The organism is Planococcus sp. ANT_H30, from assembly GCF_008369335.1.
GTDB classification, from domain to species: Bacteria; Bacillota; Bacilli; order Bacillales_A; family Planococcaceae; genus Planococcus; species Planococcus kocurii.
The window spans coordinates 1082828-1108407 of sequence record NZ_VOBJ01000001.1; the positions used below are offsets into that span (position 1 = coordinate 1082828).

The following is a 25580-nucleotide window of genomic DNA, read 5'->3' on the forward strand; positions in this document are numbered from 1 at the left end:
GTAATGTTCTCACCTAAACTCCAGCCATTTTGCTTTCTTCAAACGCTGCCATTTCAGCTTCGTCTCTTGCCATGCCACTACTTTGCAACTTGCTGATTCGTTCATTGATTTGCAGATAAGCTTTCGGAATGACGCGCACAAATTTTGCGGAGTAAATCTCCCAATGCGCCAGTAACCGTGTTCCATTGGTACTGCTCGTATAATGCACATGTTTTTGGATCATTTCTCGCAACTCTTCAATTTCTGCTGGATCGGCAAGCGGCTGCAAATGAACCATTTCTGGATTGCAGCGTTCACTGAATGTCCCTTCTTCATCGAGAACATATGCTATGCCACCTGACATACCAGCCGCAAAGTTTTTACCCGTTTGTCCAAGAATGACTACTCGACCACCTGTCATGTATTCACAACCATGATCGCCTACGCCTTCGACAACAATTTTCGCGCCACTGTTTCTGACCGCAAAACGTTCGCCTGCGACGCCATAAATATAAGCCTCACCTGCAGATGCCCCATAAAACGACACGTTACCAATAATAATGTTTTTCTCAGGTAGGAATGTTGAATCCAGTGCTGGATAAACCATAATTTTACCGCCTGACAAGCCTTTACCGACAAAGTCATTGGCATCTCCTATTAAATTCATCGACATCCCTTTTGGAATAAATGCGCCGAAGCTCTGTCCTGCAGATCCTTGGAAGTTTAAGTTAATCGTGTCGTCAGGTAAGCCTTCTGCACCATAACGCTTGGAAATAGCACTGCCCACAATTGTTCCTGTAGCTCTATGAATATTCCGAATAGCTGTTGCCACTTCTACACGTTCACCTGTTTCAATGGCTTTTTTGCAACGTGGCAACAGTTCCTGATAGTCTAATGTTTGTTCTAGTTCATGATTTTGTTTGACTGTTGCATAACGTCCTACTTTTTCCGGTAGATTTGGCTGGTACAACAATGCACTCAAATCAATGCCGCCTGCTTTCCAATGATCAACTGCCTGATTCGCTTCAATAACGTCTGTTCGACCAATCATTTCATTGACTGTACGAAAACCAAGTTCTGCCATTAATTCGCGGGCTTCTGTCGCAATAAAACGCATGAAGTTTACGACATGTTCCGGATCTCCACCGTACTTCTCGCGCAGTTCTGGATTTTGAGTGGCAATGCCAACTGGACATGTATCCAAATGACACACTCGCATCATAACGCAGCCCAGTACGACAAGAGGTGCAGTAGAAAACCCGAATTCTTCAGCTCCAAGTAGAGCTGCTGTTACTACATCTCGACCTGTCATCATTTTGCCGTCTGTTTCTACGATAATTCGGTCACGTAAGCCATTTAATAGAAGAGTTTGATGCGTTTCAGCTAATCCAATCTCCCACGGCAAACCGGTATGCTTCAAACTAGTCTTTGGTGCAGCTCCTGTGCCACCATCATAACCACTAATCAACACGACATCTGCACGACCTTTTGCAACACCTGCTGCAATTGTTCCAACCCCAACAGCCGATACCAACTTGACGCTAATTCGTGCATCTGGATTTGCATTTTTTAAATTGAAAATCAATTCTGCTAAATCTTCAATTGAATAAATATCGTGATGTGGAGGTGGTGAAATAAGCTCGACACCTGGAGTTGAACCACGAACTTCTGCAATCCATGGGTAAACTTTCTTACCTGGCAAATGTCCACCTTCTCCCGGCTTCGCTCCTTGCGCTACTTTAATTTGAATTTCATCAGCATTCACTAAGTAATGACTCGTTACACCGAACCGCCCAGAAGCTACTTGCTTGATAGAACTTCGGCGATTATCTCCATTTTCATCAGGAATAAAGCGAGAAGTCTCTTCTCCACCTTCTCCTGAATTGCTCCTCCCGCCTACACGGTTCATCGCAATTGCAAGAGCCTCATGCGCTTCTTTACTAATAGAGCCATATGACATAGCACCTGTTTTAAAACGCGCACAGATTTCTTCAACCGTTTCTACTTCTTCAATTGATACTGGCGTCCGCTTTTTAAAGGACATTAAACCTCGCAACGATTGAAGGTTGGCTTTCTCATCTGTTAGTAAGTTCGTGTATTTCTTGAAAACTTCGTAGTTATTCGTTCGGCATGCATGTTGTAATGTATGAATGGTTTTCGGATTGTATTGATGATTTTCACCATTTTCACGGTATTGAAATTCGTCACCGGATTCTAATGCTTGATTGTCACCTTGAGCAACTGGATAAGCTATTGCATGTCTCATGAGAACTTCTTTTGCCATAATATCGAGACCAATTCCACCTAGTCGAGAAGAAGTCCGAGTAAAGTATTTATCAATTACATCCATATGAATACCGACTGCTTCAAAAATCTGCGCACCCCGATAACTTTGAATTGTCGAAATTCCCATCTTAGACAATACTTTGATGATTCCATCCGTAACAGCTTTCACATACGTTGCTTGCGCTTCTTCAAAAGTAACATTGTGTATATCTTCAATTTCAATCAAGTTTTCAATTGTATCAAAAGCTAAATATGGATTAATGGCTTCCGCACCATAACCTAGAAGAGCAGCAAAATGATGAACTTCACGAGGTTCTGCAGATTCCAACAAAATACTCATCTGTATGCGTGTATTCTCACGAATCAAATGGTGATGCAAGCCCGAAACCGCTAACAGTGCTGGAATCGCTGCATATTCTTCATTTACTCCGCGATCAGATAAAATGATCAGTTTTACGCCTTTTTTAATTGCTTGATCCGCTTCTGCAAAAACTGCATCTAATCGTTGTGCCATTGCCTGTGTTCCACCGTTTTTTGCAAATAAAATTGAAATCGTAGCAGCTTTAAAATCAACAATCGATTGCTGTCGTAACTTTTCGAGCTCAAAATTAGTTAAAATGGGTGTTTCTAAGCGGATGTGGCGGGCACTTTTAGGAGTTGGCTGAACCAAGTTAGCTTCTGCACCAATGGTTGTGCGTGCTGCCGTAATTATATGTTCACGAATCGCGTCAATCGGTGGATTCGTTACTTGAGCAAATAGTTGCTTGAAATAATTATAAAGAAGTTGTGGTTTTTTCGACAACACAGCTAATGGCGAATCATAGCCCATTGAACCAACAGGATCTTTGCCTTCAGTCGCTAGTGGCTTGATCATTTTTTGAACTTCTTCCATTGTATAACCGAAAGCTAGCTGTCTTTTAATCAACGCTTCTGTTTCGTTAAAGTTGGATGGTTTCAAAGGCTCTGGAAGATCATCCATATCAAACATATTTTCTTCGATAAAATCTTTATAAGGAAGTTCTCCGGCAATTTGAAGTTTGATTTCTTCATCCGGAATAATCTTTCCTTCTTCTAAATCGACTAATAGCATTTTACCTGGACGCAGACGATCTTTGTAAATAATGTCATCCGCAAAAATATCCAAAGCCCCTACTTCTGAACCCATGACAATCATGCCACTCTTCGTCACGTAATAACGAGCAGGACGCAACCCGTTGCGGTCAAGACACGCCGCAATTTGTTTACCATCTGTAAAAACAAGCGCAGCTGGTCCGTCCCAAGGTTCCATTAATGTGCTGTGGTATTCATAAAAATCTCTTTTCTCTTTTTTAATAGTTGGATCATTGACCCAAGGTTCTGGCACCATCATCATCGCCGTATGCGCGAGCGATCTGCCAGATAAATGCAAAAATTCAAAGCAATTATCGAACATAGAGGAGTCACTGCCAGTTTCATCGATAACCGGCAAAACTTTTTGAAGGTCTTCTGCATTAAACGCTGGAGATTCACATAGTACTTGACGGGCGCGCATCCAATTGACGTTTCCTCTTAAAGTATTAAATTCACCATTGTGGATTGAATAGCGGTTAGGGTGTGAACGCTGCCAGCTTGGGAAGGTATTTGTACTAAAACGGGAGTGGACGAGAGCCAATGCTGATTTGAATTCAGGATGGTTGAGGTCAATATAAAACGAGTCTAGTTGTTCTGGGATTAGCATACCTTTATAAACAATCGTACCTGCTGAAAGACTACTAAAGTAGACATCTTTAAACTCTTCTTTTCCAAGCATGGTCTGCTCAATTCGTTTACGGATAATGTATAATTTCCGCTCAAGGTCTATCCGATTTTCCAATCCGTGCGCAGCACCAACAAATACTTGACGAATAACAGGTTTGGTTTTTGCTGCAACTTTTCCAACAAACGAATCATTGACCGGAACTGGACGCCATCCAAGACAAATTTGACCTTCTTCTTGAATAATTTGATGAATCATTTCCTTGGTTTTCATTCGCAAATCGTAATCTTGTGGCATAAATAGCATACCAACGCCATACTTGCCTTCGTCAGGCAAAGTGATGCCTTCTTTTTCACATTGTTTCAAGAAAAAACGATGAGGAATCTGAGTTAAAATTCCAGCTCCGTCTCCCGTGCTCGTATCAGAAGATTGGCCACCACGGTGTTCCAGGTTGCACAATATATTGATTGCATTTTGAACGATTGCGTGCGATTTTTCCCCGTTAATATTGGCGATCATTCCTATTCCGCACGCTTCGTGCTCTTGATCTGGATGATAAAGTCCTTGTGGGATTGGATACTCTTTCTTGCTCATCAAACCGCCTCCTTCATAACACTCAAGTGTCATAATATTTTGATAGTATATCATAAGTCTGAATATATATACAATTCGATAGAGTAAAAAAATAAAATTTATAAAGCCAAATCCCTATGACCCAATTGAAAACGCTTCCATTTAACATAGTATTGAACACTATTTTCCATAACAATTTAATGTATATTTATGCATACTTACTATTTTCAAAATAAAAAAACCTCACTATTATTTGAGGTTTTCCTTGTTTATGGTTATTCATTTATTTGGAGCATCAAACGAATGGATTGCTTGTAAAAAGGCATCGCCATACTTTTCAAGTTTGTTGGCACCTACTCCATTGACTTCCAAAAATTCAGCATCATTCTGCGGTCTTCTAGCTACCATATCTTGCAAAGTCTTATCAGAAAAAATAACGAAAGGTGGAACACCATCTTTATCAGCCAAACTTTTCCGTACTACACGTAATTCTTCAAATAAAGGATCGTTAGCAGCGATTTGCTTTGTCACGACTGCTCCTTTTCTAAGGACCTGACGTTTACCGAGCAAGACATCTCTGCCCCCAGCTGGAACGTAGATAGTTGGGAATGAGCCTTGTTCGACCGCTAATAATTCTTGTGAAATCATGAATTCGATTAAATTCGAAACTTCTTTGGAGTTTTGGTGTTTTAAAATTCCGTATGTTGACAGCTTATCGAACTTGAAATCTAACACTTTTTTATTGCGTGACCCGGTCAACACTTGAGCTGTCATCACTTTACCGAACTTCTGCCCCATCCGAATGACACATGACAAAACCATCTGAACGTCTTTAGTAACATCTAAGCTTTCACGATCATCTATACAACTTCCACAATGCCCACACGTTTCTGCTGCGGTATCTCCAAAATAGTGAATGATAAATTGTTGGAGGCAACTTTCTGTATGACAGTAATCGACCATTGCCTGTAATTTCACTAATTCTCCTGGAATGCGGCTAGGATCTTGTGCTTGATCAATTAAAAACCGCTGCGTTTGAACGTCCTGCGAAGCATATAACACAATACACTCACTTGGCAGGCCGTCTCGCCCAGCACGTCCTGCTTCCTGATAATAACTTTCCATGTTTTTCGGAAGCTGGTAATGAATAACAAACCGAATATTGGATTTGTCTATCCCCATTCCAAATGCATTGGTGGCAACCATGACCGTCACTTCATCATTCAGAAAACGCTCTTGACCACTCTTTCTTTCATGATCAGGCATACCGGCATGATACTTGGCCGCTTTAATGCCTTTTTTAAGTAGCATTTCGTATACCGAGTCTACTGTTTTACGAGTAGCCGCATAAATGATTCCGGCTTCCTTATCGTTTTTTACCACATATTCTTTCACGAATCGCTCACGATCTTGCCCTCGTATGACGGAAAATGTTAAATTAGGTCGTTCAAATCCCGTCATGATTGTATGCTGCTCTTCAATGTTCAAAATTCGGCAAATGTCTTCCCGCACTTGAGGTGTTGCAGTGGCAGTCAGAGCCAGTACTGTCGGATTGTTCGGAAACAATTCTGTCATCCGGCTAATCAACCGGTAACTCGGACGGAAGTCATGCCCCCATTGTGAAATACAATGAGCTTCATCGACAGCAATCAACGGCACATGAACGCCTTGCAATTCATTAAGGAACATCTCTGAATCCAATCGCTCAGGTGCAATATACAGTAATTTGATCGCTCCACGCTGTACGTCCATTAACGTTTCTCTCACTTCATCAAAATCGAGAGAACTATTTATATAAGCCGCCGGAATACCAGCGGCCAAAAGTGCATCTACTTGGTCTTTCATCAGTGAAATCAATGGTGACACGACAATGGTGGTGCCTTCCATAACAAGCGCCGGAATTTGGTAGCACATAGATTTCCCTCCGCCTGTCGGCATGACGCAAATCGAATTATGTCCTTCAAATACTTGCGTAATAGCTTGCTCTTGACCTACTCGAAAGGACTCATAACCAAAATGGGACTGCAGTAATTTTTTTGCGCTTTCCAACAAAATAGAACACTCCTAATACTCGTATCGTATGAGTTAGCTTACCACATTTCCGCACCTTTTTCTGTGACAGAATCTTAAGAAGAAATGGAAGGCACACGCAAAAAAATGCCCACTCCAATTTAAAAGGAGCGGACATTTTATTAACTCATCAAGCAATCAAGAAGTCGCGGCTCCATAACTGCCCATACGCCGTTTAACTTGAATGAATGATGCAGCCTCAGCAATCTCAGTTTGGTTTAGTGGCTGGTCATCTAGCATTAAATTGTAGTCATTTAAGAAACTAGTATTTTGAAGATCAACATTGATAGTCCGTTCGTCGCGATCCAACAAACTGTCGACCGAAATCTCAAAATAATCAGCAAGTCTTTCAAGATGTACTACAGAGACTTGTTTTTTCCCACTTTCATAAGCCCAAACCGTACTTTTTGCAAAGCCGATTGCTTCTGCCAATTCTTCAGTAGATAGTCCTTTAGCTTCTCTTAAGTCCTTGATTCGTTTACTTAATTGTTTCATTGTATACTCCTGCTCCCTAAATAATATTCTAACTATTTTAAATATACTGCACCTTGCGCTTTTTCACAATCTTTTTTGGATAATTCTTTAAAAAAATGTGAATAATTAGTGAACACCATCTACAAGTCCCTAATTGTGGTAATTACTTAGTTTTTTATATCCACTAAATTTATCATATTAAAAAGGATTTCAAATAGCAGGTAAATAGACACTTTTAAGAAAAAAATTCTTTGAGTTGCAAATTACCTTAAAATACTTAAAAATAAAATTTGAATTTAATAACTATTCTAAAAAAACTTATTTTATTTTCTTCTTACTTCATTCAATAAAAAGAGCTTTTATATACTAAAGAAAAATAAATTTTGATTTTTTCAACTAAAAAAAGTATTATGTTAGAATAAACAATTGGAGGTTAGTATGATGTCTGAAAAGTATTCAAGGCAAGAAATTGTTGAAAGTGTTCCTCAAAAAGGCTTTTTTGGTCATCCCAAAGGGCTATTTACATTATTCTTCACAGAGTTCTGGGAACGGTTCTCCTACTATGGGATGAGAGCTATTCTAGTTTTTTATATGTACTACGAAATGTCCGCAGGTGGTCTTGGTCTAGATAAAACAACTGCACTATCCATCATGTCTGTATATGGATCACTTGTTTATATGTCTGGAATTATCGGCGGCTGGTTAGCCGATCGAATATTTGGTACGTCGAGAGCTGTATTTTATGGTGGCGTTCTCATCATGCTTGGACACATTGCTTTAGCGATCCCTGGAAACCTTGCTTTATTCTTCGTTTCTATGGTGCTTATTGTTCTAGGTACGGGTCTTTTGAAACCAAACGTATCCAGTGTTGTAGGTGAAATTTACGCTGAAAACGATGACCGCCGCGATGCAGGCTTTAGTATTTTCTATATGGGGATCAATATGGGTGGGTTTCTTGCCCCGCTAATCGTTGGTACTGTGGGCATGCGAATCAGCTTCCATCTAGGTTTCAGTCTTGCAGCTGTCGGCATGTTCTTAGGTTTGGTAATATTTTTAGCTACTAAAAAGAAAAATCTTGGTTTGGCAGGAACTGTTGTACCCAATCCTTTGTTGCCATCGGAACGTAAGAGAACGATTAAAATTTTCACGATTGCTACGTTAATTATTGCAGCAGTTGTTGCTATCGGTATTCCAACTGGATTACTAACTTTTGACAGCTTCGTTGCGATTGTTGGTATTTTAGGTATTTTGATTCCGACCGTTTATTTCACAGTTATGTACCGCAGTAAAAAAACAACCGATGTGGAACGTTCACATCTACTGGCTTATATTCCATTGTTTATCGCCTCAGTCATGTTCTGGGCGATTCAAGAACAAGGTTCGACGATTCTTGCTGCGTATGCGGATACTCGTACGGACCTTGAATTTGCAGGAATCACTATTTCTCCTGCCTGGTTTCAGTCTTTAAATCCATTATTCATCATTATGCTGGCCCCGGTCTTCGCTTGGCTATGGGTTAAACTTGGAAGCAAACAACCATCTATTCCACAGAAATTTTCACTCGGCCTGTTGTTTGCCGGATTATCATTCTTGGTAATCTTATTACCTGCTTATTTTGGTGGCGCTTCAGCACTAGTCAACCCACTTTGGTTGGTTCTAAGTTATTTCATCGTCGTACTTGGCGAACTTTGCCTGTCTCCAGTAGGACTATCGGCAACAACCAAATTAGCACCTGCCGCTTTCTCAGCGCAAACGATGAGTCTGTGGTTCCTTTCAAATGCTGCCGCTCAAGCAATCAATGCGCAGTTAGTTAAGTTCTATACAGTAGAAAATGAAATGATGTACTTTGGAATCATCGGGGGAGCTTCCATCGCCCTCAGTATCCTATTGTTCATCTTCGCACCACGCATTCAAGGATTTATGAAAGGCGTTCGTTAATCTCTCGAAAAGCGGAAGCAGCCATGAAGCTCCGACAAGCGCTGGAAGCCTTACCGGTAATGGCGCCTTTGCCATTGCTGGTAAGGTTGAAGCGACTCGAGGGGCTGGCTGCTGGAGTCTGGATCTCTCGAAAAGCGGAAGCAGCCATGAAGCTCCGATAGTCAGAGTGACTTCTAGATCCTTAGAAAAGCGGAAATGGCTTATAATAAAAACATGAGGCTGTCCATAAGCCCCTAACATAAAACAGACGGAGAAAAAGAAAATCTTTTTCTCCGTCTGTTTTTTTGAATCCCGGCCGACAAAAGGGGCTGCATTCAAAGTCATTGTTCATGACCTTTTGAATGCAGTCCCTTATTTTCTTATGTCTTCTATAAGATTACCTATTTTCGACAACCAACCCCATTTGTCGTGCAAAGGCGATGGCTTGATCGGGTGATACTTTACAGCCCCGCAATTTTTCAATCGATACTTGGATGCTTTCAAAAGTATTGGTACTCAGATCGATTCCCTTTAAACTCGTTTCTGTAAAATTAATATCGTTCATATCGCACATACTGAATTCACTGCTCTTTAATTCCATCTCATAAAAGTCTGCAAAACGCAGAGAAGAAGAAACAAAACTCACTGTATTGCATAGAGAAAAACCGAAAGTTGCATAATTCATCACACACTCATCAAAAAGAGTATGACGAATTCCGGCTTCCGCAAAATTCGTGCCGAGCAATTTAGAATTACGGAATTCAGTTCGGTGAAAAACCGCACGACTCATATCCATATTCGACAAATCACAATTCAAAAAAACAACATCAACAAATTCTGAACGCGGCCAAACCGTTTCAAGAAAATGAACGTTTTCAAAAACGACCCGATCGATATGAAGAGCTTCTTCTGTACTAAAATCAATGGTCTCCTGTGAAATTCGGCAATTGCTTATGTACTGATCATCTAAAGCTTCAACAAAAGAACACGTTTCTAATTCCTTTGGAAGAATGGGTGCTAATCTTTTAGTCTTCTTCATGATTTACTGATTCTCCTTTTAACTAAACAAAAGACTGCTCCAGTGGCGAAGCAGCCTTTTGTTAGTGGATTTATTTTCTTACCAATTCTTTGTCTAAGCACTTATCAATAACTTCAGGCAAATCGATCCGATCTTCTGTTACTTCTACCTGGTACAATTTATTATCATGCATAAACTTAAAGACCCCGTTATCAAAATCGGTACCGATTTCTTTAAAGAAAATCCCTTCAAGCTGACAGTTTTTTGATTGTGTAAAGTTAATTTTATAGCTGTTCTCGTCTTTTACCAAGTAACAGCGAACCCCTTTTTCAAACTCGTCTCCTTCGACACCTTTTACTGTGCGTGCCAATGAAACGACATGCAAATCTACAAACGGAATTTCGCGCAGTAGCATGTTAAGGAACGAACCTTTAGTAATTTCTTCCCATCTGCTTTTAGCAGTCTGCCCCATAACAATTTGCGTAATATTGAATTTATGAGCCACTTCCGCAATCACTTTTGCAGAGGGGCGTTTTTCATTATCACGAACAATAAATTCTTCAGCTTCGTACTCTTCGGCAAGCTCTTTCCATCTTTCAATATAAGATGCTTTCTGAGCGTCAAATTCATCAACGGACGCTGCATCTACCGTTAGAATATACAAGGGACAATCTAGCATGGTAGCCAGTTTATTTCCTCTATTGATTAATCGCTCTCCATTCGGTCCGTAAAAAACGCACACCAGAATGCTTTCATCCATTCGTCCTCTGATTTTTTTCATTTATGTTCACCCCCCTGAAAATATCATTCCTATCCTGACATTCAAAACTATGAAATTATACTTCTTCTGTTGTAGAAAATCAAGAGATTATGGCCAATTTTAAACTTTCTATCCCTATAGATTTTCAGCATTTTTCAATTCAGCATTGGCTAGCAAATGAAAAGTCTGTGGACTTCCTGTATAATTTACAATGATTGTGTTGCGTACTTCAATCATCTTACTAAAAAAGCAAACTTTTTTCCTTTATATATACCCGCTCAATGGCTTTTCCATACACAATTGCTCGTCTATTCCAATACAGGAGGTTCTGCTGTGCATCTATTGATTTTAGCTATCTTCATTCCTTTTATTGCTACTGCTCTGATTCCACTCATACATAAACGAATAGGCTCGTTGCATATTGGCTGGCTCGTGCTACTCGTCCCACTCACTTTGTTTGTTGTGTTCGTCATCCAAATTCCCGCTGTTGCAAATGGTGAAACTTTCATCCAGACAGTCGATTGGATTCCTTCATTAGGCATTAACTTTACCGCTTATCTTGATGGCCTCAGCTTGATCATGGCTTTATTGATTACCGGTATGGGAAGCCTTGTCGTTCTTTACTCCATCTATTATTTATCATCATCCGACTCGTTCCCTCATTTTTACGCTTATCTGTTGCTATTTATGGGCGCTATGCTCGGTGTCGTCCTATCTGATAACCTTCTTGTTCTGTACATCTTCTGGGAATTAACCAGTATTTCTTCTTTCTTGCTGATTGCTTTTTGGTATCATCGCAAAAATTCCCGTTATGGTGCTCAAAAGTCATTGTTAATTACCGTCTTCGGTGGTTTCGGAATGCTTGCTGGATTTTTATTGTTGCATTCGATGACTGGTACTTTCAGCATCAGGGAAACTATTGCTGTCATCGGCCAGTATACAGATTACGCCCTGTTTTATCCAGCTATGTTCCTAGTGCTGCTCGGAGCATTTACAAAATCGGCACAGTTCCCCTTTCATATTTGGTTGCCCGATGCGATGGAAGCACCAACACCCGTCAGCGCTTATCTTCATTCAGCGACGATGGTGAAAGCCGGACTTTATTTGGTTGCTCGTTTTATACCGATTTTCGGCGGCACTGCTGCCTGGTTTTGGACGGTGACCATCGTTGGACTTGTCACCTTGTTCTGGGGAGCCTTCTGCGCTGTGCGGCAAACAGATTTGAAGGCGTTGCTTGCCTATTCCACAATCAGTCAACTCGGCTTGATCATGAGTCTATTCGGCCTCGGTTCAGCGGCTTTGCATTTTGGTGATGGTGAGCGAGGTGCTTTGTACGGCTTAGCTATTTTTGCCGCCTTATTCCATATGGTCAACCATTCCACATTTAAAGGTGCGCTTTTTATGGTCGTCGGCATTATCGATCACCAAGTTGGAACTCGTGATATACGGCGATTAGGTGGCCTTTCGGCATTTTTGCCTATCACGTTTACATTCGCTGTTATTGGTAGCTTTTCGATGGCTGGACTGCCGTTCCTTAACGGATTTTTGAGTAAAGAGATGTTTTTCACAGCGACAGTTGATGCGGTCAGTCTCCCCGCTTTTGGTGTTTCTACATGGGGGTTGCTGATTCCAGTAATTGCTTGGATTGCTTCTGTCTTTACTTTTATCTATAGCATGATTTTCGTGTTTCGCACTTTTTTCGGAACACCACAATTAAAGAAGTTGGATCGCAAGCCGATAGAGCCATCAATTGGCATGCTCATTTCTCCAGCTATTCTCTGCATATTGATTGTGAGTCTGTTTTTCGTCCCTAATCTGCTCGGTGACTATTTACTGAAACCTGCTATGAGTGGCATTATTCCTGGAATTTCAGGAGCGGCTCCGCAAATTTCAGCATGGCACGGTTTTAATACGGAATTGTTTATGACACTGGGGATTATAGTAGTCGGCACTTTTCTTTTCCTTACTTTCCGCAGTTGGCATAAGATTTACCTGCTTCAGCCAGCAGGATGGAATTTTACTGTACTGTACAATTCTTTTCTAAAGGATTTGAAACGCGTAGCCAATTGGCTGACTACGCGTTACATGACAGGTCATCTGCCTACTTATTTTGCCTATATCTTTGTTTTTTTCATCGTAACTTCTGGGGGGGCCTTGATTTTTACTGGTGCGTTATCAATTGATCTGACAGCGGACTCGCCCATTAGTTTTTATGAAGGCATGCTAGTTGTGGTGATGGCCATCGCGGCCATCGCTATCCTATTTGCAAAATCTCGCCTTACAGCCATCTTGCTAAATGGTGTGCTGGGCTTTTCCATCGCTATTTTCTTTGTGTTGTTCCGAGCACCCGATTTGGCATTGACGCAATTGGTTATTGAAACCGTAACTACCGCCTTATTTCTTCTCTGCTTTCACTTTTTACCGGAATGGACAAAAGAAGATTCTCCAAAATGGATTAAAGTTCTGAATGCGATGATTGCCATCGGAGTCGGTGTCACAGTTACGTTGATTGGCCTAACAGTTAATAGTGGCACTTTATTTGACAGCATTTCTGGTTATTTTGAAAATTCCTATGAACTGACAGGAGGAGACAACATCGTCAATGCGATTCTGGGTGATTTCCGCGCTTTCGATACGATGCTTGAATCACTGGTCTTGTTTATTGCCGGACTCGGTGTCTATACATTAATCCGTTTAAAGCTGGGAAAGGGGGCGGACAAAGATGAACATCAATGATGTGATTTTAAAAACCGTCTCAAAAGCTGTTGTTTTAATCATTTTAACTTTTGGCATCTATCTGTTTGTATCCGGACATAACCAGCCGGGTGGTGGATTTATTGGTGGATTGGTTATTGCTTCGGCTTTTGTCTTAATGTTTCTATCCTACGACTCGGAAACCGTCAGTGAAGCATTGCCCATCGATTTTAAGAAGCTTTCTGCACTCGGTGTATTGTTGGCCATGATGAGCGGTGTAGCTCCTATGTTTTTTGGTGGCGCATTTCTGAGCCAAAGCTTCGGCTACTTTGATTTACCGATCTTTGGGAAAACTGAGCTTGCCACTGTCACCATATTTGAAGCTGGCATCGCATTAACCGTTATTGGCGTTGTCGTGAATATTATTCTAAGTATAAGTGAGGATGAGTAGCCTGTGGAATCATTGATCATTATTTTGGTCGGCGTCCTTACCACGGTCGCCATCTACCTCGTATTATCAAAAAACGTAGTACGTGTCATATTAGGAACGGCCATTCTGTCTCATGCTGTTCATCTGCTGATTTTGTCGATGGGCGGCTTAAAGCTGGGTACGGTTCCGTTGCTCGGTGAAGAAGCTAAATCCTACGTGGACGCACTGCCTCAGGCATTAATCCTAACAGCCATTGTCATCAGTTTTGCTGTTACCGCTTTTATCCTAGTGCTAGCCTACCGGGCTTATCAAGAGCTGGGTACCGACAATTTAGGAACAATGAGAGGTTCTGATGATGAATAACATCTTAGTTCTTCCCATGTTACTCCCGATTATTGTTGGTGTATTATTGATTTTCCTCCGGACCTACGGACGTATCCAGGCCTGGATCAGCATTGCAGCTATGATCATGACTGCAGGAATTTCTTTCTATCTATTACATACGGTACAGACCGATGGAATTTTCCGTTTGGATTTTGGCGGCTGGGAACCGCCCTTCGGCATTTTATTCGTTGCGGACTCCTTTTCTATTCTGCTGGTGCTGACTTCTAGCATTGTGACAGCTATCTGCTTAAGCTATGCATTAATCTCCACTAGCAAAGAATTACAGACCATGTATTTTTATCCGACCGTGCTATTTCTGATAGCAGGGGTCAATGGCTCATTCTTGACTGGTGATTTATTTAATTTGTTTGTCTGTTTTGAAGTAATGCTATTGTCTTCTTATGTACTACTGACTTTAGGGAATTCCAAACGTCAATTACGAGAAGCTGTAAAATATGTCTCTATTAATATCGTCTCTTCCTGGTTTTTCCTTGTCGCCTTAGCTTTTCTCTATGGAACGCTCGGCACGTTGAATATGGCACATATAGCTGAACGAGTTGCAGAAGTTGGTCAAACACCGCTTCTGACAACCATCAGCATCGTCTTTCTAATTGTTTTCAGTTTAAAGGCTGGTTTACTTCTGTACTTCTGGCTTCCAGGGTCTTACAGTTCACCACCTGTTGTTACTTCCGCCCTTTTCGGGGCACTGCTAACGAAGGTTGGTATTTATGCCCTGTTCCGTATCTTTTCATTGATTTTTTACCATCAGCCAGAAATCACACATACTATCATCGGCATTATGGCTGCGTTGACTTTAATCGGCGGTAGCTTAGGTGCAATCGCCTTTAACGATATCCGCAGCATTGCAGCTTATAACGTTGTCATTGCCGTAGGGTTCATGCTTGTCGGTTTGGCAATCGCCACACCCGAAGCAATTGAAGGAGCTATCTACTATATAATTCATGATATGGTTGCCAAAGCATTGTTGTTTCTACTTGTTGGTACGATGATTACGCTGAGCGGCACCTCGAAAATGGCAGGAATGAGTGGACTCATGAAGAACTATCCGCTACTTGGTTGGTCTTTCTTTATTACAATGCTATCGCTTGCCGGAATTCCTCCCTTCAGCGGTTTTATCGGCAAAGTTCTGATTTCGAGTGCAGCAATCGATAGCGGTTCCTATGTACTGTTAACCCTGGCACTGTTATCGAGTATTTTTGTTCTTTACTCATTGCTTCGCATTTTTAAAAACTGTTTTTGGGGGGAGACAATCGTCAGTAAAGAAGAACAGCTGCCACTGCGTAGAGGTGTCTTGTTGCCTTGTCTGGTGCTTGTATTCCTAACTATCGGCATTGGCTTAGGCACTGAAGGTCTGTCAGTTTATGTCACAGAAGCTGCTGAAACATTACTGGATCCCGGTATTTATATCAATGCAGTATTAGGCATCCATCAGTAAATCCATTCTCGATTGAAAGGAGTGAATCCAAGTGCCAGCTCAGTTTCTATTAAATATCACCATTGCCTTGCTGTGGACATTATTAATGGATGAAGATGCTTTTTATATCACAACTTTTCTTAGCGGTTATTTGATTGGCATCGGCATTCTTTTTCTGATGCACCGTTTTTTTGGAACTAAGTTTTACTTGCTGCGCGTTTACTCTACCATCAAATTGCTGCTGATTTTTGTTTCGGAACTTTTCCAATCGAGCCTACTGATTATGAAACAAATTTTAAGTCCAAAGCTGAATATAAAACCTGGCATCTTCACTTATGAACATAGTATGGAAGGCGATTACGAATTGACCACACTGGCCCTTCTGCTAACCTTGACTCCTGGTTCTGTCGTTATGGAAGTCTCGCCAAATGGTAAAATTTTTTATATTCATGCGATGGATGTAGAAAGTTCACGTGAGGCCGTACTAAAGTCCATCAAGGCTTTTGAAAAAGCAATTATGGAGGTGACAAGAAATTGATAGACACATTATTAACCATTGCTCTTTCCCTTTTCATCCTAGCGATCATTCTGGCACTTTACCGAATCATCCGTGGACCTTCCATGCCTGATCGTGTTGTCGCACTAGATATGATCGGTGTCAATTTGATTTCGGGAGTGGCTGTTTTTTCTGTGGTTCTTCACACGCATGCTTTTCTAGAAGTTATCTTGATTGTTGGAATTTTAGCATTCATCAGCACTCTTGCCTTGGCACGTTTTGTTGAAAGGGGCGATATTGTTGAGCATAAACACAATCGCTGAATATTTCGGAGTTGTTCTAATTCTAATCGGTAGTATCATGGCTGTAATCAGCGCCATTGGAATTCTTCGGTTGCCCGATGTCTACACGCGTTCACATGCTGCTACGAAAAGCTCTACACTCGCTGTTTTGTTATCGTTATCTGGAACCTTTATCTATTTCTGGGCATCTGAAAACTTTATCAGCGTCAGGCTCCTATTAGGTATAACCTTTGTTTTTTTAACGGCGCCGGTTTCGGGACATCTGATTACACGAGCTGCATACCGATCAAATGTTAAATTGGCTGACTCCTCTACTGAAGATGCATTAGAAGAATTATTTAAGAAGTAAAAAAAGTGGTGTGGCGTCTTCTGCTATCCCACTTTTTTACTCCTAAAGCGCTTAGTAACGTTATTTCGTCAATATGGAATTGCACATCTACAATCGACATCTTCTTCTTGAATCGCTGTCTTTGGCTATCGTTCTCGGCAGTTCCCCCTTTTAAATCCATTTTTTTGCTAACTGGCAATAGACAAAGACTGTGATATGTGGAAAACTAAAGCAATGACAACTAGTAGAAAGCAGGGCTTTTAGATGAGTATAGAATTAAAAGAAAAAAGGAGATGGGATCCTTTAAAGGTATTTTTTAAAGTTTCAATTGCCTATACTCTTTCCTTTTTTGTAAAGAACAAAGATGGAAAGAAAATTGCTTTAGTCGGTGGAAATCTTGGAGAAAAATACGAAGACAATGCCGCAATTTATCATAACTATTTATTGAGTAACCATAAAGAACAAGTAACGGCTTATTGGATGTACGATCCAAAAACTACCTATGCTAAAAACGAGAATATTGAAAACGCTGTTCCGCTTGGTAGTTTCAAAAACTATTTGCTGTTTTTTCAAGCTGATTATACATTCCATGGACATTCTCTTCTTTACGATATTGTTCCAGCAGCTGATAAATTTCTTTTTTTCAACCGGAAAACGATCATCACTCATATTAGCCATGGCATAGAAGGATTCAAGAAGATTTTGATTCAAAAAGAAGATATTCCTTTATTAAAAAGAACAGATTATTTCAATTGCGCTTCCCAATATGAATACAACTTGAAGCTAAATGAATGGGAAATGCCTGAACAGAAACTAATTATAACTGGCTTTCCTCGCTTTGATCGGTATCCCCCAAATCAGCCACCTAAAGAAGTCAAAAACATTTTAATGATGATGACTTGGCGTGAATGGCTTTTTGATTTGACTAAAGAACAATTTATTGACAGCGCTTATTTTAAAAACACAACTGGCTTATTGGAGCACAAAGGTATTCAAAAGCTTCTCGCCGATCACCATCTTCATTTAAATATTGCGTTGCATCCTTTCATGAAAAAATTTGAAAGTTACTTTACCAACTTAACAAATGCTGAAAACGGCATTACATTTATCGACTCTAGTCGAGAAACAATCGCTTATTCGATTGATCATAATGACATGTTATTGACTGATATCACCAGCGTGTCATGGGACTTCCTGTATTTAAATAAACCTATTATATTCTTCATGTTTGATCAAGAAGAATATTTAGATAAAAGAGGATCTTATTTAAATATGGATACAGATCTTAGTGGATATAAAGCAAATTCAATCGATCATGTTTATGAATACTTGAAAAAAATCATCGAAGAAAAAATTACTTGGAACGAGTGGTACCCAAAAGCTACAGATTATATTGATTATTTCGACCAAGATAATTGCAAGCGTCTGACAAAGCGTGTTATGAAGCTTTAATAGTTCCACGTGAAACTTATAGATATCCTATACATTTCTTAAAATTAAAATGGCAGAGAAAAATTATCATTTTCTCTGCCATTTTTTCTTTTTATGCAGTTTCAACATACCGATCAAGTCGAGAAAGTGCGAAAGAACATTCCGGTATCGTTGCACAAACTTTGTAGAAAGCCATTTTCGATTAACGCTTTTTATAGTTTTATCTGCAATTCTACCGGACAATGATCTGATCCCCATATGTCTGCATGTATTTTTGCGCTTGTAAGTTGAGGTACGAGCTTTTGAGAGGCGAGAAAGTAATCAATTCTCCAGCCAACGTTCTTTTCACGACAATTAGAGCGGTACGACCACCACGAGTAAAAGTCAGTTTCTTCCGGATGAAAATGGCGGAATGTATCCACAAATCCACTTGATAAAAACTGCGTCATTTTGCCACGTTCTTCAGGGGTAAACCCTGAATTTTTCTTATTCGCTTTCGGATTTTTTAAATCAATTTCTTCGTGTGCCACATTTAAATCTCCACATAAAATAACCGGTTTTTGGTTATCCAACGCTTTTACAAATGATAAAATAGCCTCTTCCCACAACAACCGATAAGCTAAGCGAAGCAATCCGTGCTGCGAATTTGGGGTATATACCGTCATAACATAATGGCTATCAAACTCTAATGTAATCATTCGTCCTTCCGTGTCGTGTTCTTCTACACCTAAACCATATTGAATCGATAACGGCTTTTGCTTCGTAAAAATAGCGGTACCTGAATAGCCTTTCTTATGAGCATAATTCCAATATGTATAATAGCCGGGAAGGTCCATTTCTATTTGCCCTTCCTGCAATTTGATTTCTTGTAGGCAAAATACATCTGCATCCACTTGAGTAAAAAAATCCATAAAGCCTTTTTTCATAACAGCGCGAAGGCCGTTAACATTCCACGAAATTAATTTCAATGATGCCCCTTCTTTCTTAACCCTCCCTTAGTTTAAAGGAAGCATAGATTAGACTCAACCCATCCCTTATAACACTTCATTTATGTAAAATTTCTGTATTTTTTAAAACATTCTGCATTATTCAGAAGGAACTTCTTGTACAATAAAGTTATCTTGTAAAGTAACATGCTACGTGCTCGAAATGCAGTCTCTTGAATATAAAAATTTCGATTCCGCATCTCAAAGACAAAGGAGGAAAGAACATGAAAAAATTTTCGAAAGAGGAGAAAAGCTGGGCCCTATATGATTGGGGAAGTTCTGCTTATACCCTAATTATCACGACAGCTGTATTCCCTATTTACTATAAAGCCTCTGCCACTGAAGCCGGTATTAGCTTAGCCAATTCAACTGCTTATTTAGGTTATACCATTGCTATTTTCACCTTTATTTTAGCGATGATTGGTCCCATATTGGGTACTATTGCGGATTATGAAGGATTGAAAAAACGATTTTTCGTCGGCTTTTTCATATTAGGAACTGCGTCAACTGCATTGCTGGCTTTCGTACCCAGTGAAAATTGGTTACTCATGTTGATTTGCTATGTCTTCGCCGCTCTTGGTGCGACAGGTGCTAATTTGTTTTACGATGCATTTATTGTAGACATTACGACAGAAAAACGAATGAACAGCGTCTCCGCATTTGGATACGGACTCGGATATATCGGCTCGACCATTCCATTTATATTATCGATTGCTATTATTATACTCGCTCAAAATGGTCTGTTACCCATTTCTGTAACCATCGCTAGCCGTATCGCTTTTATGATCACCGCCATTTGGTGGATTGCTTTTTCAATCCCCATGTTTCGCCATGTTAAGCAACTGCATTATATTAAACGAGAACCGCGTCTAGTTCGCCAAAGTTTTAAACGGTTAGGAAAAACGCTCCGGGAAATTCGGCAATACCGAGCATTGGTCTTGTTTTTAATCGCTTATTTCTTTTATATTGATGGTGTTGGAACCATTATTGCGTTGTCGACTGCATACGGCACTGATTTGGGATTAAATTCATCGAGCTTATTGATTGTCTTACTGGTTACACAAATAGTCGCTGCGCCATTCGCCATTCTCTACGGTCGTTTGGCTAATCGATTTACCGGAAAAAAAATGCTTTACGTAGGAATTTGTGTTTATATCGTTATTTGTATCTATGCTTATTTTCTGGAAACCATTACGGATTTTTGGATTTTGGCTATGCTGGTAGCAACAAGCCAAGGGGGCATTCAAGCATTGAGTCGTTCTTATTTCGGGAAACTCGTCCCTAAAGAAAATTCCAATGAGTTTTTTGGTTTTTACAATATCTTTGGGAAGTTTGCCGCAATCCTTGGTCCTTTGCTTGTAGCTATCACTTCTCAAGTGACAGGCAAATCCAATATGGGTGTGTTCAGTCTGGTTATCTTATTCGTCATCGGACTGATCGTATTGTCTCGTGTACCTGAACCAACATCGCATGACTCTGTAGACGAAGTATCCGAGGTCTAAAGTGACTAAACGACCACAAATTGAAATCAAAAAAGGTGCCTTCCAACTAAGTCGGGGGGCACCTTTTTATCATTATTTTTTGTTAGGGTTGTCTGCTTTAACTGTTACGTTGCCAGCATTGTCTTTTTTGATCGTTGCATCTTTTAAATCGACCACTTCAGTGCCGCCTGTTTCTTTGTCGGCTTCTTTATTAGCTTTTTCGATTTCTTTTTCTACTGCTTTTTCAGCTTTCTCGTGTTCTTTTTCAGCTTTCTCTTGCTCTTTTTCTTCTTTTTTCATTGCTTTTTCTTGCTCTTTCACTTCTTTTTCAATAGCTTTTTCTTGTTTTTCAACTTCTTTTTCTTCTTGTTTTTCTACACGTTTTGCCTTGAGTTCGTCAGCTTTGTCTTTCGCTTTTTCGGTATAATCGCTTGCTTTATCTTTAGCAGTTTCTGTATAATCACTTGCTTTTTCTTTTAGTTGGTTTACTTTGTCCTTCACTTGATCTACTGCGCCGCCTGAACCTTCAGCGTTGTCTTCTTTTAAAGCCGTTGCTTTTTCTTTAACGATTTCTTGAAGTTCTTTGCCGCTCTTTGGTGCGAATAACAATCCAGCTGCGGCTCCAATAACTACACCAGTTGCTGCGCCAGCTAAGAAGCCGCCGCCGCCGCCACCGCTTTCTTTTCGTTCAGCTTCAGTTGGTTGCGGCTCTTGAATTTTCCCACCGCGCACAAGACGTTCTTCTACTTCTTCCACGATTTCATATAATGTACGGCCTTTAGCTTCGACAAGTGACACGCTCATGTGATAGTCAGCTAAATCTGCTTGGTCTCTCACAACAATAACGTCGTAATCAGTAGAATCTACTTTGTCTTCAAGCATGTCTGCCTGATACCCCTTTTTCTCTAACGCTTCACGTACCGATGTAAATGGATGCTCGACTGCAATTTTCACCATATTCTGTCCACTCCCTTTTTCTAAATGTCTATATCTTTCATTTTCCCTTATTTACGAAGTTATAAACACATTTAGAAAGCTCAATGATTTACTGCCAGGCTTTTGGAGTCTGAGCCTTCATGAGACGCGTTGCCAACACAACACCTAACACGGCACCAGACAAACTGGAAATAAAAAAAGGTGGCACAAAAAATAAAGCGCCAAATTCAGTACCAAGGAAAAGCTGTGCATAAGGAACCGCTACTAGTGAAGCAATGAGTCCAGTGCCTACTACTTCTCCTAGAGCAGCTAGCCAAATCTTACCGAACTTGGCATACATAATGCCGGCTAGGCAAGCTCCAATCATTCCACCAGGAAAAGCCAATAACGAGCCGGTTCCCGTTAGTATTCGAATGACCCCGGTCATAAAGGCAATCAATACAGCCGGACCTGGCCCCAGGAGAACTGCTGCAATCACATTGACCGCGTGCTGAATTGGATAGGCTCGAGCAATTCCTGCTGGAAAATAAACAAAAGCAGAACCTGCCACTCCAATCGCCACAAACATCGCCATAACGACCATTTTTTTCGTTGTCATGTTCTATGCTCTTCTTTGCAGGGCGCTTGTAACAGTTGAATGCGCTCTGCAATATCCGCTGCTTCTGTGATTGCGGTTATAACGGCAATTCCTGAAACGCCTGCTTGCCAAACTTGATGGGCATTTTCAGCAGTAATGCCGCCGATGCCGACAATCGGTAAGTTAGGCAATTCATTTTTAACTGCTAAAATTTCTTTGACGCCAGCCGGTTTTTTGGCATCTGCTTTTGAAACTGTTCCAAAAATCGGACCCATTCCAACGTAATCTGCTCCCTCTCTACTAGCAATTTTAGCTTCTTCTACAGAATGAACAGAAACGCCTAAAATTTTGTCGGCTCCGATCAGTTGACGAACTTTTTGCGTCGCTGCATCATCTTGACCGATATGAACACCATCTGCTCCAATACTACATGCCAGCTCGACTTGATCATTGATAATAAACGGCACGCTGTACTCACGACATAATCGCTGGCAATGTAACGCAAATTCAAGTAGTGCTGAACCCGTCAATGCACCATCACCTTTTTCTCGCAATTGGAAATGGTTGATGCCGCCTCTTAATGCTGCCTCGACTACTTGCAAAGGGTCTCGAACTCCTGAGTTTTTTGAACCCATAATAAAATAGATGGATGATTTAGTAGAAAACTTCAATTTTATGTGCCTCCCTCTTATCTACTATCCTAGCTTTATATGCCGCATGGTTTGTGGGTCCATGACCTTGTCCAATATTCAGTGGTTCACTAAGAGCCGCTTGAATAAATTGTTTGGCCGTAAAAATAGCGTCTTTTAGTTGCTGACCTTTTGCTAGCTCTGCTGTCACAGCCGCTGCAAACGTACAGCCAGTACCATGCGTTTGTCTTGTTGAAATCCGAGCTGCTCGGTACACGAACGATTCCCCATTTGCCTGCAAAAAATAGTCTTCTGCATAGTCTCTATCCATTGCATGGCCACCTTTAATAACGACGGATTTCGCACCTAGTGACAAAAGTTTTTCAGCTGCATGTTGACGACTACTAACATTTGTAATGGGGATGCCCGTCAAAGCTTCTGCTTCTGGAATGTTTGGGGTAACGAGTAATGCCAGTGGCAATAAATGCGTTTTCACTGCATCTACTGCTTCTTGCTGCAATAAATCCGCGCCCCCTTTAGCAATCATGACGGGATCCACAACGACATTTTTCCAGTCGAACTTGTGAATTGCGGTTGCCACTTCTTTAATAATTTCAGAATTGAATAACATACCTGTTTTTAAAGCCGTTAGTTCAAAATCGCTAGCTACCGCTTCTAATTGCATGTGTACGGCTTGTGCCGACATTGGGTAGATAGCGGAAACACCCATCGTATTTTGAGCGGTTACGGCCGTAATAACAGAGGTGCCATAGACATCCAGCTCTTGAAACGTTTTCAAGTCTGCTTGAATGCCTGCCCCTCCTCCAGAATCGGATCCAGCAATCGTTAAAGTTTGCGGTGTTTTTGTCATAGCACTCTCTCCTGTAAATAAATTTGTTCGGCGACTTCGCCGTCCGTTAAACTGGCTAGTCTATTCATGAAAGCAAGTTGAAAATCTCCAGGGAGACTCACGCTTTGACTAGCTAGTTCACCAGCAATCGCAAAATATCGCAAAATAGCGCTCACTGTTTCTAACGGATTTTCAGAATCAACAGCAAGACCTGCAGCGACAACGCTACTCAGTAAGCAGCCTGTTCCTGTAATCGAAGCCATAATCGGACTTCCAAAAGGAATTTCATTAACACAGTCTCCGTCTGTCACACAATCTATTTTGCCCGTGACCGCTACAATCAAGCCCAACTGTTTCGCAGTAGACATAGCAAGCTCTTTAACGTCTAGAAGCCCCTCTCCGGCATCAACACCTTTAGACTGCCACTCTTTACCCGCTACAGCTGCGAGCTCTCCTGCATTGCAGCGAAGAACGCTGACGTCAACTGTCTCTAAAATTTCTCGAACAGCATGGAGTCGGAAGTTACTTGCTCCTGCTCCAACAGGATCTAAAACAACCGGGATGCCCAATTGGTTTGCCTTTTTTCCAGCGATCAGCATACTTTTCAGCGACTCCGCGTGTAAAGTTCCAATGTTTAATGACACTGCCTGTGCTAATCCAGCGAGTTCCTCTACTTCTTCAGGCGCTTCTCCCATGATTGGAGAAGCGCCTATTGCCAATAGACCATTCGCTTGAAAATTCGAAACTACATGGTTTGTGATGCAATGAACCAACGGGTTTTTTTGTTTTATTTGTTGAAACATGTTAAACACCTACTTTTTTAGTTGGCTCTATAGACCAGGATTCTTGTCTCCAGGCTTGATCCCAAAAGTTCAATTCATAATAACTGCTTTTGCGGAAATGGTCTTTTAATTCTTTACGGCGTGCTTCTGGCAAGTCTTCTGACAACTGATTCATCCGTTCAATTTGTTCGTTGACCAGTTCACCAAATTCTTCGGACCCGTAAGTCTCAATCCACCGGTCATAAATCGGATGATCCGGTTTTGCATGTTTCAATCGCTCACCGATTTCGTAATACAACCAGTAACAAGGCAATATGGCTGCTAATACATCTGCCAATTCCCCTGCAGATGCGCGGTACATATGAGAGACGTACGCATACGCTGTAGGTGAAGGTTCGAATTGGGACCAGTCTTTTTCCGTAACACTTAACATTTTCATAAATGATTCATGTAACGATAGCTCGGCTGTACTGGTATGTGTCGCATGAATTGCAAAGCGTTGCGTCGTTTCCATATCCTTTGCTTTAGACGCACCGAGTGCCTGAATTTTAGCAAAATGGGATAAGTAATAAGCGTCTTGCATGACATAAAAACGGAATATCTCGACTGGTAATGTCCCATCTTCAATTCCCTTTACAAACGGATGATCAAAACTTGCTTGCCATAAACTGTTACATTCTTTTCTCACTTCTGTACAAAATGTCATTTTCCTATCTCCTTTTCTGTATCTAGTTTCCGTGCCTTGCTCTGACAGGCACGGTCAATTTTCTTGCACAAAATAAAAACGCCGCTCCCCAATAAAGGGAAGCGGCGTATGCAGTCGATAAGAAAATAGCAGACGTTCCGCCACTTCCCTCCGCTGGTATGATCCAGATCAGGTTCAAAGGGTCCGAGCTTATGCTCATCTCAGCCGATATCCGGCTCCCCTAGTGGTGTTTTTAATTATGTTTTCGACATCACTATATCATAGATTCTACTAATTCTATAGTCTTTATACAATTCTTTTTGCTGGTTTGGTATAGAACTA

Annotated in this window: 23 protein-coding genes and 1 riboswitch; of the genes, 11 read left to right on the forward strand and 12 right to left on the reverse strand. The window is 40.9% G+C overall.

All coding sequences use genetic code 11. The annotated features are described in order from the left end of the window. Positions 1-13: 13 nt before the first annotated feature. The 3 genes from gltB to FQ085_RS05140 all read right to left on the reverse strand — a co-directional run bounded on the left by gltB (position 14) and on the right by FQ085_RS05140 (position 7138). On the reverse strand, positions 14-4594 hold the full coding sequence (gltB, locus tag FQ085_RS05130) for a glutamate synthase large subunit (RefSeq protein ID WP_149456074.1): 4581 nt from the start codon (positions 4592-4594) through the stop codon (positions 14-16). Positions 4595-4852: 258 nt separating this feature from the next. After that, positions 4853-6625 carry a DNA helicase RecQ gene (gene recQ / locus FQ085_RS05135; RefSeq protein WP_058384190.1) on the reverse strand — a complete coding sequence of 591 codons (1773 nt, stop codon included), beginning with the start codon at positions 6623-6625 and terminating at the stop codon, positions 4853-4855. Positions 6626-6781: 156 nt separating this feature from the next. Then, complete coding sequence (locus FQ085_RS05140; RefSeq protein WP_058384189.1) at positions 6782-7138, reverse strand: helix-turn-helix domain-containing protein; 357 nt, start codon at positions 7136-7138, stop codon at positions 6782-6784. Positions 7139-7558: 420 nt separating this feature from the next. Between FQ085_RS05140 and FQ085_RS05145 the strand changes: the two genes are divergently transcribed. Then, complete coding sequence (locus FQ085_RS05145; protein WP_149456075.1) at positions 7559-9055, forward strand: peptide MFS transporter; 1497 nt, start codon at positions 7559-7561, stop codon at positions 9053-9055. A 23-nt stretch (positions 9056-9078) separates the two neighbouring features. After that, a complete protein-coding gene (locus FQ085_RS17995) occupies positions 9079-9216 on the forward strand; it encodes a hypothetical protein (protein ID WP_188074709.1) in 138 nt (45 codons plus the stop codon). 215 nt (positions 9217-9431) lie between these two features. Here the strand turns inward: FQ085_RS17995 and FQ085_RS05150 are convergent, their stop codons facing one another. Together FQ085_RS05150 and FQ085_RS05155 are read right to left on the reverse strand one after the other, a co-directional pair. Further along, the gene (locus tag FQ085_RS05150) at positions 9432-10073 is read right to left on the reverse strand and encodes a pentapeptide repeat-containing protein (protein ID WP_058384187.1); all 642 of its coding nucleotides are present in this window, start codon (positions 10071-10073) and stop codon (positions 9432-9434) included. A 70-nt stretch (positions 10074-10143) separates the two neighbouring features. Then, the gene (locus tag FQ085_RS05155; RefSeq protein ID WP_058384186.1) at positions 10144-10833 is read right to left on the reverse strand and encodes a universal stress protein; all 690 of its coding nucleotides are present in this window, start codon (positions 10831-10833) and stop codon (positions 10144-10146) included. Positions 10834-11145: 312 nt separating this feature from the next. Here FQ085_RS05155 and FQ085_RS05160 point away from each other — a divergent pair, with 312 nt between their 5' ends. From FQ085_RS05160 to FQ085_RS05195, 8 genes are all read left to right on the forward strand, one after another. Next, a complete protein-coding gene (locus FQ085_RS05160; protein ID WP_149456076.1) occupies positions 11146-13548 on the forward strand; it encodes a Na+/H+ antiporter subunit A in 2403 nt (800 codons plus the stop codon). Further along, a complete protein-coding gene (locus FQ085_RS05165; protein WP_058384184.1) occupies positions 13535-13957 on the forward strand; it encodes a Na(+)/H(+) antiporter subunit B in 423 nt (140 codons plus the stop codon). The genes FQ085_RS05160 and FQ085_RS05165 overlap by 14 nt, the downstream gene beginning before the upstream one ends. Before the next feature lie 3 nt (positions 13958-13960). Further along, complete coding sequence (locus tag FQ085_RS05170; protein WP_058384183.1) at positions 13961-14299, forward strand: Na(+)/H(+) antiporter subunit C; 339 nt, start codon at positions 13961-13963, stop codon at positions 14297-14299. Next, a complete protein-coding gene (locus tag FQ085_RS05175) occupies positions 14292-15776 on the forward strand; it encodes a Na+/H+ antiporter subunit D (protein ID WP_078080752.1) in 1485 nt (494 codons plus the stop codon). The genes FQ085_RS05170 and FQ085_RS05175 overlap by 8 nt, the downstream gene beginning before the upstream one ends. Before the next feature lie 31 nt (positions 15777-15807). Then, positions 15808-16293 carry a Na+/H+ antiporter subunit E gene (locus tag FQ085_RS05180; protein WP_058384181.1) on the forward strand — a complete coding sequence of 162 codons (486 nt, stop codon included), beginning with the start codon at positions 15808-15810 and terminating at the stop codon, positions 16291-16293. After that, the gene (locus tag FQ085_RS05185; protein ID WP_071152702.1) at positions 16290-16574 is read left to right on the forward strand and encodes a Na(+)/H(+) antiporter subunit F1; all 285 of its coding nucleotides are present in this window, start codon (positions 16290-16292) and stop codon (positions 16572-16574) included. Before FQ085_RS05180 ends, FQ085_RS05185 begins: the two co-directional genes overlap by 4 nt. Further along, complete coding sequence (locus FQ085_RS05190) at positions 16552-16902, forward strand: Na+/H+ antiporter subunit G (protein WP_058384179.1); 351 nt, start codon at positions 16552-16554, stop codon at positions 16900-16902. Before FQ085_RS05185 ends, FQ085_RS05190 begins: the two co-directional genes overlap by 23 nt. Positions 16903-17145: 243 nt before the next feature. Then, complete coding sequence (locus FQ085_RS05195; protein WP_149456077.1) at positions 17146-18333, forward strand: CDP-glycerol glycerophosphotransferase family protein; 1188 nt, start codon at positions 17146-17148, stop codon at positions 18331-18333. 191 nt (positions 18334-18524) lie between these two features. On the opposite strand, the gene FQ085_RS05200 is transcribed toward FQ085_RS05195, so the two are convergent. Further along, positions 18525-19280 carry an exodeoxyribonuclease III gene (locus FQ085_RS05200; RefSeq protein ID WP_078080754.1) on the reverse strand — a complete coding sequence of 252 codons (756 nt, stop codon included), beginning with the start codon at positions 19278-19280 and terminating at the stop codon, positions 18525-18527. A gap of 242 nt (positions 19281-19522) precedes the next feature. On the opposite strand from FQ085_RS05200, the gene FQ085_RS05205 reads away from it, so the two are divergent. Beyond that, a complete protein-coding gene (locus tag FQ085_RS05205; RefSeq protein ID WP_149456078.1) occupies positions 19523-20800 on the forward strand; it encodes an MFS transporter in 1278 nt (425 codons plus the stop codon). A gap of 72 nt (positions 20801-20872) precedes the next feature. Here FQ085_RS05205 and FQ085_RS05210 read toward each other — a convergent pair whose 3' ends face one another. The 6 genes from FQ085_RS05210 to tenA form a co-directional block, all read right to left on the reverse strand. Beyond that, the gene (locus tag FQ085_RS05210) at positions 20873-21736 is read right to left on the reverse strand and encodes a YkuS family protein (RefSeq protein ID WP_149456079.1); all 864 of its coding nucleotides are present in this window, start codon (positions 21734-21736) and stop codon (positions 20873-20875) included. An 88-nt stretch (positions 21737-21824) separates the two neighbouring features. After that, complete coding sequence (thiW, locus tag FQ085_RS05215) at positions 21825-22313, reverse strand: energy coupling factor transporter S component ThiW (RefSeq protein WP_149456080.1); 489 nt, start codon at positions 22311-22313, stop codon at positions 21825-21827. Then, positions 22310-22963, reverse strand: a complete 654-nt coding sequence (gene thiE, locus FQ085_RS05220; protein ID WP_149456081.1) for a thiamine phosphate synthase — start codon at positions 22961-22963, stop codon at positions 22310-22312. The genes thiW and thiE overlap by 4 nt, the downstream gene beginning before the upstream one ends. Continuing rightward, positions 22947-23792, reverse strand: coding sequence for a bifunctional hydroxymethylpyrimidine kinase/phosphomethylpyrimidine kinase (thiD, locus tag FQ085_RS05225; protein WP_149456082.1), 846 nt, complete (start codon positions 23790-23792; stop codon positions 22947-22949). Before thiD ends, thiE begins: the two co-directional genes overlap by 17 nt. Further along, positions 23789-24574: a hydroxyethylthiazole kinase gene (gene thiM / locus FQ085_RS05230; protein WP_149456083.1), complete on the reverse strand. Its 786-nt coding sequence runs from the start codon at positions 24572-24574 to the stop codon at positions 23789-23791. Before thiM ends, thiD begins: the two co-directional genes overlap by 4 nt. 1 nt (position 24575) lies before the next feature. Next, positions 24576-25259, reverse strand: coding sequence for a thiaminase II (gene tenA, locus FQ085_RS05235; protein WP_149456084.1), 684 nt, complete (start codon positions 25257-25259; stop codon positions 24576-24578). Positions 25260-25387: 128 nt separating this feature from the next. Beyond that, positions 25388-25491: riboswitch (TPP riboswitch) on the reverse strand. Positions 25492-25580 lie beyond the last annotated feature (89 nt).

Bases quoted from the DNA above. Each gene is read 5' to 3' on its own strand.
- gltB (WP_149456074.1), bottom strand. From the start codon at position 4,594: ATGAGCAAGAAAGAGTATCCAATCCCACAAGGACTTTATCATCCAGAT.
- FQ085_RS05140 (WP_058384189.1), bottom strand. From the start codon at position 7,138: ATGAAACAATTAAGTAAACGAATCAAGGACTTAAGAGAAGCTAAAGGA.
- FQ085_RS05145 (WP_149456075.1), top strand. From the start codon at position 7,559: ATGTCTGAAAAGTATTCAAGGCAAGAAATTGTTGAAAGTGTTCCTCAA.
- FQ085_RS17995 (WP_188074709.1), top strand. From the start codon at position 9,079: ATGAAGCTCCGACAAGCGCTGGAAGCCTTACCGGTAATGGCGCCTTTG.
- FQ085_RS05150 (WP_058384187.1), bottom strand. From the start codon at position 10,073: ATGAAGAAGACTAAAAGATTAGCACCCATTCTTCCAAAGGAATTAGAA.
- FQ085_RS05155 (WP_058384186.1), bottom strand. From the start codon at position 10,833: ATGAAAAAAATCAGAGGACGAATGGATGAAAGCATTCTGGTGTGCGTT.
- FQ085_RS05165 (WP_058384184.1), top strand. From the start codon at position 13,535: ATGAACATCAATGATGTGATTTTAAAAACCGTCTCAAAAGCTGTTGTT.
- FQ085_RS05175 (WP_078080752.1), top strand. From the start codon at position 14,292: ATGAATAACATCTTAGTTCTTCCCATGTTACTCCCGATTATTGTTGGT.
- FQ085_RS05195 (WP_149456077.1), top strand. From the start codon at position 17,146: ATGAGTATAGAATTAAAAGAAAAAAGGAGATGGGATCCTTTAAAGGTA.
- FQ085_RS05205 (WP_149456078.1), top strand. From the start codon at position 19,523: ATGAAAAAATTTTCGAAAGAGGAGAAAAGCTGGGCCCTATATGATTGG.
- FQ085_RS05210 (WP_149456079.1), bottom strand. From the start codon at position 21,736: ATGGTGAAAATTGCAGTCGAGCATCCATTTACATCGGTACGTGAAGCG.
- thiW (WP_149456080.1), bottom strand. From the start codon at position 22,313: ATGACAACGAAAAAAATGGTCGTTATGGCGATGTTTGTGGCGATTGGA.
- thiD (WP_149456082.1), bottom strand. From the start codon at position 23,792: ATGACAAAAACACCGCAAACTTTAACGATTGCTGGATCCGATTCTGGA.
- thiM (WP_149456083.1), bottom strand. From the start codon at position 24,574: ATGTTTCAACAAATAAAACAAAAAAACCCGTTGGTTCATTGCATCACA.
- tenA (WP_149456084.1), bottom strand. From the start codon at position 25,259: ATGACATTTTGTACAGAAGTGAGAAAAGAATGTAACAGTTTATGGCAA.